The sequence below is a fragment of the Photobacterium rosenbergii genome, assembly GCF_003026455.1.
Lineage (GTDB): Bacteria > Pseudomonadota > Gammaproteobacteria > Enterobacterales > Vibrionaceae > Photobacterium > Photobacterium rosenbergii.
In genome coordinates this window covers 41,773-58,045 of record NZ_PYMB01000010.1, presented here as the reverse complement: position 1 = coordinate 58,045, position 16,273 = coordinate 41,773, and the positions used below count along the sequence as shown (strand labels likewise).

13 protein-coding genes are annotated in these 16,273 nt (G+C 52.4%); 8 read left to right on the top strand and 5 right to left on the bottom strand.

The features are described 5' to 3' along the window. Window positions 1–199: 199 nt before the first annotated feature. The 3 genes from folB to C9J01_RS18325 are packed head-to-tail and all read left to right on the top strand — an operon-like array spanning window position 200 to window position 1,850. Window positions 200–553 carry a dihydroneopterin aldolase gene (folB, locus tag C9J01_RS18335; RefSeq protein ID WP_107299591.1) on the top strand — a complete coding sequence of 118 codons (354 nt, stop codon included), beginning with the start codon at window positions 200–202 and terminating at the stop codon, window positions 551–553. Beyond that, window positions 550–1,038: a 2-amino-4-hydroxy-6-hydroxymethyldihydropteridine diphosphokinase gene (gene folK / locus C9J01_RS18330; protein WP_107299590.1), complete on the top strand. Its 489-nt coding sequence runs from the start codon at window positions 550–552 to the stop codon at window positions 1,036–1,038. The genes folB and folK overlap by 4 nt, the downstream gene beginning before the upstream one ends. 8 nt (window positions 1,039–1,046) lie before the next feature. Then, window positions 1,047–1,850: an undecaprenyl-diphosphate phosphatase gene (locus C9J01_RS18325; protein ID WP_107299589.1), complete on the top strand. Its 804-nt coding sequence runs from the start codon at window positions 1,047–1,049 to the stop codon at window positions 1,848–1,850. 97 nt (window positions 1,851–1,947) lie between these two features. Here C9J01_RS18325 and C9J01_RS18320 read toward each other — a convergent pair whose 3' ends face one another. After that, on the bottom strand, window positions 1,948–3,174 hold the full coding sequence (locus tag C9J01_RS18320) for a multifunctional CCA addition/repair protein (protein WP_107299588.1): 1,227 nt from the start codon (window positions 3,172–3,174) through the stop codon (window positions 1,948–1,950). Between the two features lie 204 nt (window positions 3,175–3,378). On the opposite strand from C9J01_RS18320, the gene C9J01_RS18315 reads away from it, so the two are divergent. Further along, entirely contained in the window at window positions 3,379–5,124 is a 1,746-nt protein-coding gene (locus C9J01_RS18315) for an ExeA family protein (RefSeq protein ID WP_107299587.1), read from the top strand. After that, entirely contained in the window at window positions 5,124–6,071 is a 948-nt protein-coding gene (locus tag C9J01_RS18310; protein ID WP_107299586.1) for a general secretion pathway protein GspB, read from the top strand. Before C9J01_RS18315 ends, C9J01_RS18310 begins: the two co-directional genes overlap by 1 nt. A gap of 74 nt (window positions 6,072–6,145) precedes the next feature. Here C9J01_RS18310 and C9J01_RS18305 read toward each other — a convergent pair whose 3' ends face one another. The 3 genes from C9J01_RS18305 to C9J01_RS18295 all read right to left on the bottom strand — a co-directional run bounded on the left by C9J01_RS18305 (window position 6,146) and on the right by C9J01_RS18295 (window position 8,873). Then, complete coding sequence (locus C9J01_RS18305; protein ID WP_107299585.1) at window positions 6,146–6,763, bottom strand: TIGR04211 family SH3 domain-containing protein; 618 nt, start codon at window positions 6,761–6,763, stop codon at window positions 6,146–6,148. A gap of 128 nt (window positions 6,764–6,891) precedes the next feature. After that, window positions 6,892–8,160: an inorganic phosphate transporter gene (locus C9J01_RS18300; RefSeq protein ID WP_107299584.1), complete on the bottom strand. Its 1,269-nt coding sequence runs from the start codon at window positions 8,158–8,160 to the stop codon at window positions 6,892–6,894. Window positions 8,161–8,192: 32 nt separating this feature from the next. Next, the gene (locus C9J01_RS18295; RefSeq protein ID WP_039456252.1) at window positions 8,193–8,873 is read right to left on the bottom strand and encodes a TIGR00153 family protein; all 681 of its coding nucleotides are present in this window, start codon (window positions 8,871–8,873) and stop codon (window positions 8,193–8,195) included. A gap of 184 nt (window positions 8,874–9,057) precedes the next feature. On the opposite strand from C9J01_RS18295, the gene C9J01_RS18290 reads away from it, so the two are divergent. Next, window positions 9,058–10,575: a CYTH and CHAD domain-containing protein gene (locus tag C9J01_RS18290; protein WP_107299583.1), complete on the top strand. Its 1,518-nt coding sequence runs from the start codon at window positions 9,058–9,060 to the stop codon at window positions 10,573–10,575. Window positions 10,576–10,630: 55 nt separating this feature from the next. Here the strand turns inward: C9J01_RS18290 and C9J01_RS18285 are convergent, their stop codons facing one another. Then, window positions 10,631–11,401: a potassium channel family protein gene (locus tag C9J01_RS18285; protein WP_107299654.1), complete on the bottom strand. Its 771-nt coding sequence runs from the start codon at window positions 11,399–11,401 to the stop codon at window positions 10,631–10,633. 169 nt (window positions 11,402–11,570) lie between these two features. On the opposite strand from C9J01_RS18285, the gene C9J01_RS18280 reads away from it, so the two are divergent. Together C9J01_RS18280 and glnE are read left to right on the top strand one after the other, a co-directional pair. After that, entirely contained in the window at window positions 11,571–13,172 is a 1,602-nt protein-coding gene (locus C9J01_RS18280; RefSeq protein ID WP_107299582.1) for a methyl-accepting chemotaxis protein, read from the top strand. Window positions 13,173–13,316: 144 nt separating this feature from the next. Further along, on the top strand, window positions 13,317–16,172 hold the full coding sequence (gene glnE, locus C9J01_RS18275; RefSeq protein ID WP_107299581.1) for a bifunctional [glutamate--ammonia ligase]-adenylyl-L-tyrosine phosphorylase/[glutamate--ammonia-ligase] adenylyltransferase: 2,856 nt from the start codon (window positions 13,317–13,319) through the stop codon (window positions 16,170–16,172). The last annotated feature ends 101 nt before the right edge of the window (window positions 16,173–16,273 follow it).

Here is a 16,273-nt window from a genome sequence, read left to right as displayed (position 1 = left end):
AGTGGCTATGCGCCGCTGATTTTATCTATCGTCAGCCATGCTGCATGGGCTGGCATATGGTATAGTGCTCACCCGAAGCCATATAGGCAATACGATGATCATATAAATCAAGATCATAGTATATAGACGATTACGACCTGATAATACGCGTTTTTGCTCAAATTAGGTATCCGACCTCTAACATTATTAGCGATTGAACATGGATTCAGTATTTATCGAACATCTTGAAGTCATCGCCACTATTGGTGTGTATGACTGGGAACAGGAAATCAAGCAAAAATTGGTGCTTGATTTGGAAATGGCGCACGATAATCGTCCTGCCGCACAAAGCGATGATGTCGCTTATGCTCTGGACTATGCCGCGGTAAGTGATGCGGTGACACAGCACATTCAAAATGGCCGTTTCTTACTGGTGGAGCGAGTTGCCGAGGAAATCGCTAACTTGATCATGACCCAATTCTCCGTGCCGTGGATCAAGGTGCGTGTGACCAAGCCGGGTGCGGTGGCCAATGCCCGCGGTGTAGGGGTGGTGATCGAGCGAGGAAGCAAGTGACCACTGTCTATATCAGCTTAGGCTCCAATATTGACCGCGAACGTTATTTGCAGGCCGGTTTGGTGGGGTTGAGCAAGCTGGGGACGGGGATGCAGGTATCGACCGTTTACGAAGCCGAGCCGGTGGGTTTTAGCGGGCCAAACTTTTACAACTGTGTCGCTGTCATCGAAACGTCTTTGTCATTGGATATGCTGTTGCAAGCGCTGAAGCAGCTAGAGTTGCAACATGGCCGCTCGCCCGATGCGGCCAAAAACCAAAGTCGTACCTTGGATCTGGATATTCTCCTTTTCGGAGATACTGTGCAGAGCACCAACCCGGTTCTACCGCGTAACGATATTTTCAAGTTTGCCTTCGTGTTGCAGCCTTTGATGGAGCTGTGCCCCCACCGGGTGATCCCGGGTGATGGCCGTACAGTCGCCGAGCTTTGGCATGATTCTCGTTTTGAACAGGCGCTTTGGCCTGTTGAATATCATTTTGTCGTTTAGGGATTGTTATGAGTTATTTTGAAGCCTTTGTGCTGGCCCTGATTCAGGGTTTAACCGAGTTTTTGCCAATTTCGAGCTCGGCCCATTTGATTTTGCCATCGGCCATTTTGGGCTGGGACGATCAGGGCTTGGCATTTGATGTGGCTGTGCATGTAGGTACCCTGGCTGCGGTGATCTGGTATTTCCGCAAGGAAGTGGTTGCGCTGTTGTCGGCGTGGATCAGCTCAATTTTCAAAAAAGAGCACAGTGCCGAGTCCAAGCTTGCTTGGATGATCGTACTGGCGACGATCCCGGCCTGTATCTTCGGCCTGTTCATGAAAGACATTATCGAGATTTACCTGCGCTCGGCGTGGGTGATTGCCTGTACCACTATCTTCTTTGGCTTGTTGCTATGGTGGGTGGATGTGCGTGCAACGCAAAAAGATGATGAATACCAGGCTGACTGGAAGCGCTCATTGTTTATCGGTCTGGCTCAGGCTGCGGCGATGATCCCTGGTACCTCTCGTTCTGGTGCAACCATGACGGCAGCACTATACCTTGGCTTTACCCGTGAAGCGGCAGCGCGCTTCTCGTTCCTGATGTCTATCCCTATCATCCTGCTTGCCGGTGGTTACTTGAGCATGAAGATGGTGGTGAGCGGTGCGCCGATCCAGCTTGATGCTTTGCTGATTGGTATTGTGGTCTCGTTTGTCAGTGCGTATGCGTGTATCCATGCCTTCCTTAAGCTGGTAACCCGCCTGGGCATGTTCCCGTTTGTGGTATACCGCCTATTGCTGGGTGCCGGTTTGATCGCTTTTCTTTTGACTCAGTAATGCCACAGCAATTTTGCAGTGATACGAAAAGCCCGGCTTCAAGCCGGGCTTTTTATTGTTCATCAAGTTTTTCACCAAGGAGATAACCAGATGCTGATTAGCGTAGCTCGACCAGCGCGGCTTTGACAGCCTCTGCACGGCGCAGCGCAAGTTGCTCCTTGATCTCTTTCCCTTTGAAACCGGCTTCGACAATCGGCTTTACTTCAACAGCTTGAGCGGCGGCAAAAGCGCCTTCAAAGATATCGGCTTGTGGGTAGGGATCATTCTCAAACCCGGTCCGGCCCCTTACATCAGCCCGGCAACAAGTGGCCAGTTGGGCGACCCGCTCAGGTTTACGCCAGGCATCAATTTGATCGAAGATATTGATGAACGTACTCGGGCGCAGCTCAGCAGCAAAATGCAACTTGGTGTGCTGGGCGCAGACCATCAGGGCAATATCGCGGTACTCGTTCGGGACCCGCAGGCGCTGGCAGAGGCCACGAATGGCATCAAGCCCAGTGTGGCAGTGCATTTTATGGCTGGGTAGCTCTTCTTTCGGGGTCAGGGCTTTGCCAAGGTCATGGACTTGGGCGGCAAAACGGATCACCTTTGATGTGCTGAGGTTGGCTGCCTGCTCGGCAACCAGCAGGGTATGGATACCGCAGTCGATTTCAGGGTGCCATTTCTCTGGCTGGGGAACACCAAACAAGGCATGGATTTCCGGCATGATCACCGCAAGGGCACCACATTGGCGCAAAACCTTGAGAAACACTTCAGGGTTATCAGATTGCAGCGACTTTTCCCACTCGATCCAGACCCGCTCTGGGGTTAGTGCAGACAACTCACCGGCTACTACCATATCTTGCATCAGCGCCATGGTTTCGGCTGCAACGGTAAAGCCAAGATGGGCAAAACGGGCGGCAAAGCGCGCAACGCGCAGGACGCGGAGCGGATCTTCGACAAAAGCGGGGGAGACATGGCGCAACTGGCGTAACTCCAGATCGCGCTGGCCCTGGTAAGGGTCTATCAGGCTGCCGTCTTCGGCCTGGGCAATGGCATTGATGGTCAGGTCCCGGCGCATTAAATCCTGCTCTAGGGTGACATCCGGTGCAGAATAGCAGGTAAAGCCGGTATAGCCTTGGCCAGATTTTCGTTCGGTACGGGCGAGGGCGTATTCTTGTTTGGTCTTGGGGTGGAGGAACACCGGGAAGTCGCTGCCGACCTGGCTATAGCCTTGATCCAGCATTTGCTCGGGAGTCGCACCAACCACGACCCAGTCTTTGTCTTTCACCGGCAGCTCAAGTAGGGCGTCTCGAACAGCCCCGCCAACTAAATACGTTTGCACTGATTTATCCTTTTTTGCTCTGACTGCAGACTGTTATTGGTCGAGTATACCAAACCTTAGTTGCACTCACGAATGGCTTGCGGCAGGTCGGGCTTTAGAGGCAAAACCCTTGTCAGGCCTTATCTGAAGGGCTATACATTCAGTTAAGGGACAGGTAACGTAGGGGGCTTCCCCTTCCAGGCCGACAATAAGAGATCAAAAGGCATGTACAAGGACTTTTTTGGGATCACCGAATCACCATTTTCTATTGTGCCCAGCGCGCGCTTTCTTTATCTGAGTGAGCGACACCGCGAAGCACTGACCCACATGTTGTCTAGCCTCAATGGAGGGGGCGGTTTCGGGTTGTTGACCGGCGAGGTGGGTACCGGTAAGACAACGGTTTTGCGCGCGTTGGTATCGCGTTTGCCCCAGGAAACTCAGGTGGCGGTCATCATGAACCCGTCACTCTCGACGCGTGAGCTGTTAGCCAGCTTGTGCGATGAGCTGAGTATTGATTATACCGATGAGGCAACCATTAAAACCCTGACTGATGGTATCTACCAGCATTTGCTGGCCAACCACCGCGAGGGGCGCCAGACCTTACTACTCATTGATGAAGCCCAGCATCTGCTGCCCGAAGTGCTAGAGCAGTTGCGGCTGCTGACCAATCTTGAAACTGACAGCGTCAAACTACTCAAGGTGGTGCTGGTTGGCCAACCGGAGCTGCAGCAATTACTGCAGCAAGACAGGTTACGTCAGTTAGCCCAGCGGATCACCTCCCGCTACCATTTGCTTCCGCTGACAGAAGATGAAGTGCGGGAATATATCCACTACCGCCTGCAGGCGGTGGATTGTCTGCATGAGGTGTTTGCCCCAGCCCAGACCAAGCAAATTGCCAAGGCAACCGGTGGGATCCCGAGGCTTATCAACCTGGTGTGTGATAAATCGATGCAACTGGCCCACCAACAGTCGACCCACTTGCTCAATAAAGAGTTGGTTGAGCGGGCGTGCAGTGATGTCCTGAGCTGGCAGTTGCCGCAATATACCGTTCCCGGCAATTCTGAGGCACCAACAGCGTCACGCAAGCCTCTGGCAGTTGCCTTGGCTGCCGGTATTATCACTGCTGTTGGCTTAGGCTACTGGTCTGGTATTTTATCGCAACCTAGCAGCCCGTCTTTGCCGGTTGAACCTAATGCTGCGGTGCAACCCCCTGCTGCAGTCACAGCTTCCGTTCAAGAGCCGGTGACAGCGAGCGAGCCTACCGCTTCTCAATCGATATTGGCACAGCCGGCTACCAAGGCCGTGCAGACAACCCCTCAGCAGCCAATGCTTCCACAGGTTAGCCCGCAGCGCCTATCTCCCCAGGAGATGTGGCAGCAGGTGATCACCCAAGCCAGCTCTGAACGTTTGGCGATGCAGACCCTATACAAACTCTGGGGGTATAGCACCCAACTCAACCAGGCCAATTGTGAGTCCGGAAGCCGTGTTCAGTTAAGTTGCTTTAACGGTACGGGGTCACTGGAGCAACTGGCACTGATCAATCGCCCTGCGATTGTTGAGCTCCGCGAGCCGAGTGGGGAGAGCTATTTTGCGACCTTGTATGCGATTGGCCAAGACCGAGTTGAGTTGCTATTGGCAGGGCAGCGCTTTGCTGTTGGTGCCCAGTGGCTGACACAGCGCTGGAATGGTGAATACACCTTACTGTGGCGACCGCCGTTGGGAGACAAAACAGCGATCCGTTATGGCCAGCAGGGCCCAAGGGTTCAATGGCTAGACCGTCAACTCAGCCAGTTACTGGGTGTGATGCCTGAGAACCAGGATACCTTCGAGCAAGCCCTGCTCAACAAACTGCGTCGCTTCCAGCGAGCACAAGATTTATCGGTGGATGGGATTGCCGGGCCTCGCACCTTAATGGTGATTGATTCAGCCTTGAATTTACCGGGCCCGACCCTGCAACCGGAGAAAAGTTAATGTCGAAGTTATTATCTGCCCTAGCGCAGTCGGATGCCCAGCGTGAACCAGCAACGCTGCCTTCTGGCGCGGCATACCGCACAGGGCCCGCCCCCAAGCAGGCTAATCCTTGGTTGCTACCGGGTGTCGGCTTTGCCCTGCCGGTGATAGGGATGTTGGGATACTTGTTTTTCCAGCAACAACAAGCGGCAATGGCACCGCAGCCATATACCGCGGAGCCTCAGGTTGCTGCACCTGAGGCAACAGTACAACAGGTATCCACACCAGCACTTGATATTTTGCCTGAAGAGGTGCCTGCACCAGTGCTTGACGTCGCAGCGACTGTCATACCGCAATATCCGCAAGGTATTGAGCGATTAGATTACCCACAGTTTTATGCCGAGCCTCTCCCTCGCCAAGCGGGACAACCGTACCGGGTGAGTTACACCCAAACATCATCGGTACCCGTTCAAGCCGCCAGTGAGCTTAATGGTTGGGATAGCGACCCCGTTCCGTTACCTTCCTCGGCTGATCCGTCACTCAACCGTTCGCCTGCGAACGCCGTAGATGACAGTTGGGATCTGGAGGCGCTGGATTACTCTGAGCTATCGCCACAGTTGGCAAGTCAATTAAAGGCTGCGATTGCGGCAACCGGTGATGGGGAAACTCTGCCGCAATTGTTGCAGGAAGAGCGCTTACCGCCTATGCCTGAGCCTGAGGCTCCGCTTAAAACGGTTAATGTCGGTGATCTGCCGGCATCCGTACAAGATAGGATCCCACACCTGAATTTCCAGACCCATATTTACTCTTCTTCGGCAGATAGCCGCTGGGTCAAGGTCAATGGCAGTGAGGCTTACGAAGGAGATGAGATAGCGCCGGGCGTGGTACTGCGGCGGATTGATCCGCGTGAGGTGGTGTTCGACTTTGAGTCTTACTTGATAGCGATGCCAGCGTTGTCGGAGTGGTAATCTGGCCCGCAAGAAGTAATAAAAAAGGCAGCCTAGCTGCCTTTTTTGATCCTGCCTTATATCTACCTAAGAGGTTATGCCCAGCCGTTGTTGCGCTTGCGGCGGCGTGGGATAAGGTGAGGAAGAACCAGGCCGAATAGCAGGCCACCACCGGCAACCATACCGCCGTAAGTGAACCAGCGCATTAGCAGGTCATCTTTCTGGGTATCAAGACGGGCGCGCAGTTCGCGGATCTCTGCCTGTGAGCTCATTAGCTGCTCGTTAAGCTGGCCGTTCTGGGTTTCCAGATCCGTAATTTGTTCGTTGCGAAGCTTCAGCGAGTTCTGCAGGCTAGCGGTTTTCTCGTCGCCCGACTCCAGTGCTTCTTCCAACTGGGACTTCACTTCAGTCAGCTCTTTTTCTAGTGCAGGGAAGCGTACTTTCAGGCCTACTTGGGTCGAAACGAAATCTGAGTTAACCCAGCCGGTACGGCCGCGGTTATCACGGATTTTACTAAAACCTGTGCTACTGTTGGTTTCGAGTAGATCGACTTTGGTACCGGCATTCACGCTACCCATGATACGGTATTGCGTACTTGGGCCGTTGTGCATGTAGGTAAATAGGTTGTCGGAGATATACCGAGTTTGTTGGGCCTGTGCAGGCATGGTCGCCATGGCACAAGCGAATAATAGTAAGCTGATTAGCTGCTTCACAATTTGATTCCTTGGGGGAGAGCCTGTTTTTCTCTAAGAGAGGAAGTCTAAGAATTTTGTGCGTTGGGTGCAAGAAAAGAGGGAGGCATAGCCTCCCTCTTTTGATCTTGAGCCCGCTTTGACGGTGTTTAACTAAACACAGCTTGCATTACGTAGTAGAAAATGACTGCAAGCAAGGCGCCAGCTGGCAGGGTAACAACCCAAGAGGCAACGATATTACGGACCACACCCAGGTTCAGTGCTGCGATACCACGGGCAAAGGCAACACCAATGACACCACCGACTAATGTTTGGGTGGTTGAAATAGGAAGACCCGTACCCGATGCAAGTACAACGGTAGATGCAGTCGCTAGCTGGGCAGCAAAGCCACGGCTTGGTGTTAGTTCGGTAATACCGGTACCAACGGTGGCCATAACCTTGTGGCCCATTGTTGCTAGGCCGATAACGATACCGAAACCACCTAACGGTAAGATCCACCAAGCGATTTGACTCTTGGCAGTGATTTCACCCATGTTCTGAACGGTAGTGACAACGGCAGAAAGAGGACCGATAGCATTGGCTACATCGTTAGAGCCGTGGGCAAAGGCCATCGCACAAGCTGTAACCACCATCAGCAGGCTGAAAATACGCTCAACACCGGCATATCCATTGCTATCAACGGTCGAACCGTCGTCTGTGTATTTACGGTTAATATAAATGTAACCAAACACCATTACAATGAGGGACACAGCTACAGATGCCAGCCATGCTTCACCGCTCGAGAGGTGAAGGCCCACGTGTTTCAGACCCTTTTTGATGGTAACTAGAGCGATTACGATCGTGGTCATGAACATGTAGACAGGCACGAAGCGCTTAGCATTGATTACTGGGTTATCAGTATCGAAGATCAGGCGCTGGGCGCTGATGAAAATAGCATAAGCAAACAGCCCCGAGATCAACGGTGTGATAAGCCAGCTGCCGACGATGCCCTGAACAGAGCTCCAGTCAACAGCGTCAGTACCTACTGAAACACAGGCAAAACCGATGATGGCACCAATAATGGAGTGAGTAGTAGATACCGGCCAGCCCATGTAGGACGCAACCAGTAACCAAGTACCAGCAGCCAATAGGGCTGACATCATGCCGTACACCAATACTTCCGGGTTGGCAGCATATAGCGAGGTGTCGATAACCCCTTTGCGGATGGTATCTGTAACTTCACCACCTGCTAGGTAAGCACCTGCAAACTCGAAGATCATCGCAATGATGATTGCTTGTTTAACCGTCAGTGCTTTAGAACCGACCGAGGTACCCATGGCGTTGGCAACGTCGTTCGCACCAATACCAATAGCCATCAATAGACCAAAAAAAGCCGCCACCAAAATAAGAATGGTGCCGTAGTTAGCCAGGATTTCCATTGTAAAACCTTGTTTTTGTTACATTCTTTCGCTTATGAGCGCGATAGCATGATTTCAAGACGAGAGCCGACACGTTGTGCCTGGTCAGCGATAGCACCAACCCACTCGAGAATCTTGTAAAGGAACATGATATCCACCGGACTGAGTTGGTCTTCGATGGACATGAGCTGTTGGCGAAGCTTGATCTGCATGCTGTCGGTATCGTCTTCGATAACGTCAAGCTGGTTAATCATCTCAGCCACGAGCGTCACTTCTCTGCCTTTAAAGCCTGTTTCAAGAAGCTCGTCCAGTTCGTTGATGACACGGTTCGCCTGGTTGGCGGCGTCAAGGCAACGTTGAACGTAGGCGATAAAGTCAGGATACATTTCGGAAGGAATTTGAAGCTGGCGACCCAAGACGCGGCCCGCAATGTCTTTCGACAAGTTGGCAAGCTTATCTTGCTGGGTCAGTAGACCAAGCATGTCAGTACGATCGACTGGCATGAAAAGGCCACGAGGAAGCTTCAGACGGATTTCTCGCTTAAGCACATCCGCATCTTTTTCAAGCTGGGAGATCTGCTCGCGCAGGACAGCCGCCTGATCCCAATCACCCGCCTTACAGGCTTCGAAGAAAGGGACTAGCAATTCGCAACACTCATTTACACGGGTAACGTGACGTTGCAGGGGTTTGATCGGGGACTTAGCAAATAGCCCCATAATAGTATTTACTGGCATAGCCGAATAACCTAGAAAGTGCCTTAAATGGCTAATTCTTGAGCGATGGTCATTAAGGCGCGCATGGTAACGCATAAGTAAGTATAGGGGAACTAATTTCGATCAAGGTTTTGTTTATATTTCAGACTTGCCCCGGAGTGCAATTGCCAATATCCTTGGTTTGCCACTGTTTATAGGTAGAACTATGGAAACTGAGATAGAACTGAAGTTTTTCGTCTCACCAGAATTTTCGAGCCAGTTACTGAAAAAAATCGCTGAAGCGAAAGTTCTGCAGCAAAGTCGTCGCGAGTTAGGCAATGTCTACTTCGACACCCCAGACCAAATTCTTCGCCAGCACGATATCGGTCTTCGGATCCGTCGTTTTGATGATGTATTTGTCCAAACATTGAAGACCGCCGGCCGCGTGGTCGCCGGACTGCACCAGCGTCCGGAATACAATGCCGAAACCAACAGCACCGAGCCTGATCTTGCCCTGCATCCAGCTGATGCCTGGCCGGAAGGGTTTGATGTTGAGCTTACCCAGCAGCAACTTGCGCCGCTTTTCTCTACTGATTTCGTCCGCCAGCAATGGTTGGTTGCGATGCCCGATGGCAGTCAGGTCGAACTGGCCTTTGACCAAGGGGAAGTGAGTGCCAATGGTGACACGACGCCGATCTGTGAAGTTGAGCTGGAGTTAAAGTCAGGTCAAACTGATGCCTTGTTTACTTTGGCCCGTGAATTGTGCGCCGATGGTGGCATGCGCCTCGGTAACTTGAGCAAAGCCGCAAGAGGCTACCGTTTGGCGGCAGGTTACCAGGGCGATGAAGTGACCCAACTCGAGCCTGTCAAACTCGACGGTAATGAGTCGGTTGAAACGGTGTTTGTCAAAACCCTTGAACACGCACTGGGTCATTGGCATTACCATGAGCAAATCTTTGCTGAGCGCCAAGAGCCAAAGGCATTGGTTCAAATCCAGCAAGCATTGGGCTTGATTCGCCAAACCCTCGTCACTTTTGGCGGTATGATCCCGCGTCGGGCCAGTGCCCTATTGCGCCAGGAACTGCAGTGGCTAGAAGGAGAGTTGGACTGGCTGGGTGATTCAGAAGGCTTGGAGTATTTGCTGGCTGAAAAAGGCCATGCACTGAAAAAGCTAAATGCCCGCAAGCAATTGGTCAAGCAACTCGAGGTTGTTCAAGCGGAACTACCAGACGACAACGACATGTTGCTCCTGCTCAGCTCGGCACGTTACTGCGGTTTGCTACTTAACTTGAGCCGTTGGATCTTAAGCCGTGGCTGGCAGCCGTTCCTCGATGATAAGTCCCGCGCCCGCTTGGCCGAGCCGGTTAAAGGGTTTGCCGATAATATGCTGGCACGGTCGTGGCAGGAGTTGCTTGATGTCTTTCCGGCTGAGCGGCAGCTTAACCGGGTTGACTATCTCGACCAGCAGCCGCGCTTGATCCGCAATTTGATGAGTGGCTTGAGCTTTGCCTCCTTATACGAAGAGGAAAAGCGAATGGCTTTTCGCATGCCGTGGCTCGATCTGCAGCAGGGAATTGAGGATCTTCGCCACCTTGAACCTATCCGCCAGTTGTTGGGTGAACAGGAAGACGAAGAGGATCGCAGCCAGATTGAAAAATGGCTCCAGCGCAAAGAGGAGTCGTTGATCCATGCGATGGATCAGACCCGCCAGATGGGTATCGAGCTCATGCCATACTGGCCTTAACAGGCGCGATTCTTTAGTGAAAACACCCGGCGAATGCCGGGTGTTTTGTTATGGACTATTCGTTGTGATTGCTCTTTTCCAGCTTTTTTTCAATGGTTTCAAGGCGCTCGATTAATTGCTGTTGGTTGGCTAGCATCATTTGCCACTCTCGTTCGTGACGGGCATCATCCTGCTCTTTTTTCTGCTCCGGATCGGAGATGATGGAACTCACCAGACCGGCCACCATACCAAACAAACCAACCCCACAGACAATAATGACCGCAGCTAGCATTTTACCAAGCACTGTCACCGGGTAGTGGTCACCATATCCGACAGTGGAAATGGTGACGAATACCCACCACAGGGCATCACTGGCATCTTTGATATTGGACTCAGGGACTTTACCCTCAAGAATCAGCATCAGGGCCGAGCCAACCGAGACCAACACGGTTAATAGCAGGAAGATACTGGCAACGGTTGCTTCGCGGCGGTTGCTACGAATCTGGTTAAGCACGTGTTGGCTTGAGCGGATCAGTCGGATCACCCGGAAGATTTGCAGTAGGCGGGCGAAACGAATTTGCTCGATGATCGGGATACTAGCGATAAAGTCGATCCAATGGGTTTTGAGGTAGGTGGTTTTATCCTTGCTACGGCAAAAATCCGCTAGCAGTTGGCACCAGAATACCAAGCAGATAAAGGTATCGATGCCGAGCAGCAACAAGTAGCCATTACTCTCTTTGGGCAAGAAGATCATGGTCGTCACTATGGTCAGTGATAGAAACGACAATACCAATGACATCAAGCTCATCGGGTTGAGTTCATATTTGACGGGGTCGATCTTTTTCATCATTAAATTTTTGTACTGCGCAGCCGATAGATAGAATGAGATGTATTGTTTCGGTGCGAAAAATAAATAGATTTCTAGGCACCGACTTCCCTACACCCTGTGCAGAATTGACCACCTTACTTGGGAGCTGATTCTGCGTAGGAGTATCAAGCATATATGGAGATACCACATGACCAAAATGGTTTTCAAGCCTTGGGAGAAAGGGCTGACAAATATCCGGTTGATCCCCAAACTGCTCTTGCTAATGGTGTTTAGTACCATTTTGTTGGTCGGCAAGCAGCTTTGGGATGCCAGCACTTTCTACCAATCGGTAGTGGATATCCAACAAGACAGGGCGCAAGAACAAGCGCAAGCCACTGCGGCTGTCATTCAAGCCCTGCCATCGGCTAGCCAGCAAGATATAGTACTGGTTGAGCAAGTAGTTGCCGCACAGGCGGCTGCCATGAACAGCGGCGCCTATGTCTATTTGGTCGAGCGGGGAAGCAACAAGGTAATAGGCCACCCAAGTGTCCATGCATTGTCTGAGTTGCACGGAGAGATAGACAGCCAGGGTAGCCTCAACCGTGCCTTGCAGCAGTTAAATGGGCAAGCCAGCCTGATTTTTTCTGATCAATCACGTTTTGAATATGCGGTTGAATTGCCGCGTTTGAACTGGGTGGTGGTGGCCTCGCAGCCAGCCTCGGAAGCTGACGCTTATTACCAGCAGTATCTGGTTCAGGTGGCGTGGCAAACGGCTTTGATGATCATTGCCTTTGTAGTGATTTTGCTGGGGGGATCCCATGTCATGCTGCGTCAGACCCGATACCTGGCTGATAGCATTAAGCGACTGGCTGCCCGGGACCTGACCCAGCCGATAGTGATGGAGTGCCGTGATGAATACGGTGACTTGGCCAAAGAATTGGAAAAGACCCGCCTTCAGTTGCGTGAAGTGATTTGTAACCAGCGCGATGCCGCCGGTGAGCTATCAGGCTTGGCTGAAGTGATGTCGATTAGCATGATTGAAACCAAGGAGTCGGCGAAGGAAGAATTCAATGAAATCGACCAGTTGGCATCGGCGATGAGTGAAATGACCTCGACGGTGCAGACCGTGGCTGAGCATGCCCGTGAGGCCTCGAGTGCAACGGAGGGGACATCGGGACAGGCTGTCCAGGGGCAGCAGTTCGTATCCCAGACTATCGGTACTATCAACCAGTTGTCACAGGATATTAGCCAGTCAGCCAATGCAGTGAATCAGGTCGAAGAGCGTGTTGATCAAATCGGCACTGTCATTGTCACAATCCAGAGTATCTCAGAGCAAACCAACCTGCTGGCGCTGAATGCAGCAATTGAAGCTGCTCGTGCCGGTGATGCAGGACGTGGCTTTGCCGTAGTGGCAGACGAGGTACGTAACCTCGCCCAGCGCACCCAAACGGCAACGGTTGAAATCCAGGAAATGATTTCCCAGCTGCAAACCAGTGCCCAACAGGCAGTAGGTTTAATGGAACAAAGTGTGGTTGAAGCGGCCGAAGGGGTAGATTTGGTGACCAGTGCGGGTGGCGAGCTGGATAAAATCGTTGAGCAGGTCAGTTTGATCAATGATATGAACTTCCAGATCGCATCGGCAGCCGAGCAGCAGAGCGCGGTTGCTGACGAGATGAACCAGAACCTGACTAACGTTCGCGAACTGGTGGAAGCGTCGGTCGTGGTGGTGACCGAACTGTCGGAGACCTCGGATGCAATGCAAAATCATGCCACTGAATTGGAAAAGAAAATCCAAGCCTTCAGTGTATAAATAAATACACTTTTGCTATCAAATCAACGCCCGCCTCGCGCGGGCGTTGTGCTATCGTAAGGACAATCAATACCCGGCCAGCCAGTATGGTTTTGGTAAAATGTGTTGGGTAGGTAAGACAACGGTATTTGAAAAGGAACCCCTATGACTGTGCAGGATCGCTTCCAAACCGCAATGGACAAGGCGTGGGATAAAGTTAGCAGCGCCCAACCAGAGGCAATAGCTGATTGGCCTCAGGAGAAGCTTGGCGAACTCAAGCAGGCATTGGCCTACAGTGATTTTATTACCGCCTCGATAGCCCGAGATGCGGCCTTATTGCCGTGGTTAGCCTTGCATTTGGACGACCCTGAACGGGCAGAAAACTATCGCTCCGATTTGGCTGACGCATTGGCAGCAGTGAATGATGAAACGGGCATGATGCGGGTGCTGCGTCAGTTCCGCCGCCGTGAGATGGTTTGGATTGCCTGGCGGGACTTTGTCGGCCATAACAGCCTGGATTTGAGCCTTGGCCACCTTTCTATGCTGGCCGAAGCGATGATCATGGAAGCCTACAACTGGCTTTATGCACAATGCTGCAAGGAGTGGGGCACACCGATGAACAGTTGTGGTGAAGCCCAGCCTATGCTGATCCTCGGGATGGGTAAGCTCGGGGGAGGCGAGCTCAATTTCTCGTCCGATATCGATTTGATCTTTACCTACCCGGAAAATGGCGAAACCCAAGGTGGGCGCCGTAGCCTGGCCAATGCCCAGTTCTTTACCCGCTTGGGGCAGCGTTTGATCAAAGCCCTTGACCAGCAGACTTTCGATGGTTTCTGCTACCGGGTCGATATGCGCTTGCGCCCGTTTGGTGATAGTGGCCCGTTAGTCATGAGCTATGCTGCACTGGAAGATTACTACCAGGAGCAAGGCCGTGACTGGGAGCGTTACGCCATAATCAAAGCGCGGGTCATGGGCAAGGAGAGTTTCTCCCAGTACCAGGAGTTGCGCCAGATGCTGCGGCCGTTTGTGTTCCGCCGCTATATTGATTTCAGCGCCATACAGTCATTGCGCCGGATGAAGGCGATGATCAGTAGCGAAGTGCGCCGCCGAGGCCTCACCAACAATATCAAACTCGGTCCGGGCGGGATCCGCGAAGTGGAGTTTATCGCCCAGTCTTTCCAGTTGATCCGTGGTGGCCGCACGCCTGAATTACGCGGGCGTGGCTTGCGTGAGACCCTGCAGGCAATTCGGGCTCAGGGTTTATTGCCTTGCCAGCAAGTCGATGATCTCGAGCAGGGCTATGCGTTCTTGCGCAAGTTGGAAAACCTTTTGCAGGCTATTGATGACAAGCAGACCCAGACATTGCCGGATAAACCGCTCGACCAGTGCCGCTTGGCATTGGCGATGGGTTTTGATAATTGGGCTGGGTTAGAGCAGGCGGTTGGCTGCAATATGGCAGCAATCCACGCAGTGTTCGATGACATCATCGGCAGTGATGAGGAAGAGCCGCAAAGTGAAGCCACGGCCCAGTTCCATGAAATGTGGGCGATGATAAAAGATCCAGAGGTAGTGACAGCGATCCTTGCCGAGCTCAATGCGCCTGAAGCAGAGAGTCAACTTTCTGTACTGAGCAATATGAAGGCTGAGCTATCGAAACGTACGCTTGGGCCCCGTGGCCGCGAAGTCCTCGCCAAGTTGATGCCTGCAGTGTTGATGCTAATAGTGACCCGGGACGATGCTCCAGCCGTATTGGAGCGGGTCAGTAAACTGATTGTCCGTATTGCAACCCGAACCACTTACCTCGAGCTGCTCAGTGAGCATCCGGCGGCACTTGAGCAACTGGTGCGTCTATGTGCGGCTAGTCCAATGGTCGCCACCCAGTTGGCCCAATACCCGATCCTGCTCGATGAGCTGCTTGATCCCCAACATCTCTACAACCCGACCCCGCTTGAACACTACGGTGACGAGCTACGCGAATTCCTTGCCCGTATTCCTGAAGAGGATATGGAGCAGCAGATGGAGGCTATTCGCCAGTTCAAGCAGACCCAATTGCTGCGTATCGCAGCGGCAGATATAGCTGGCGCATTGCCTTTGATGAAGGTCAGTGATCATCTGACGTATCTTTCCGAAGCCATTGTTGCTGCCGTAGTTAACCAGGCCTGGCTGCAAATGGTGGAAAAATACGGTGAGCCGACGCATTTGCTTGAGCGAAGCGGGCGAGGCTTCGCGGTGTTGGGCTATGGCAAGGTCGGTGGTTGGGAGCTGGGCTACAGTTCCGATTTGGACTTGGTCTTCCTCCATGACTGCCCAGATAATGTCTACACCAATGGCCGCAAAGAGATAGACGGCAGGCAGTTCTACCTAAGGTTGGCACAGCGAATTGTTCATTTATTCTCAACCCGTACCGCCTCGGGCGTGTTGTATGAAGTGGATGTTCGGCTAAGGCCATCAGGGGCTTCGGGGCTGCTGGTCAGTACTATGGAGGCTTTCGCCGATTACCAGCAAAAAGAAGCCTGGACTTGGGAGCATCAGGCGTTGGTCAGGGCAAGAATGATTTATGGGGATGCTCCGCTCCAGCAAGCGTTTGCCAATGTAAGGCAATCTATCCTGATGTCCAGCCGGGAGGCTGCCCCCTTGCGTCAGGAAGTGGTTGATATGCGCCACAAGATGCGTGAGCACCTCGGCAGCAAGAAGGCGGGAATGTTCGGTCTCAAGCAGGACAAAGGTGGGATCACGGATATCGAGTTTTTAGCCCAGTACTTGGTTTTGCAGCACGCGGCTGAAGAAAAGGCCCTAACCCGTTGGTCTGATAATGTCCGCTTGTTCGATACCATGGCCGATTACGATATCTTGGCACCGGAACAAGCGATGCAGCTTAAGCAGGCCTATTGTGTGATGCGGGATGAAATACACCGCTTGAGCTTGCTGGGCTTACCGGCCTATGTGGAAGAAGGGCGTTTTGCAGATGAGCGCCAATGTGTCCAAACGATCTGGCAATCATTGCTAGAGCCTAACACGTAATATTGAACACAAGGGCGAGGCTTTTTCTCGCTCTTTGTGGTTGAATCATCGTTGAAATCCCCCGAGCAGATGCATGCTAATTTGGCTTTGTGTTAATATTT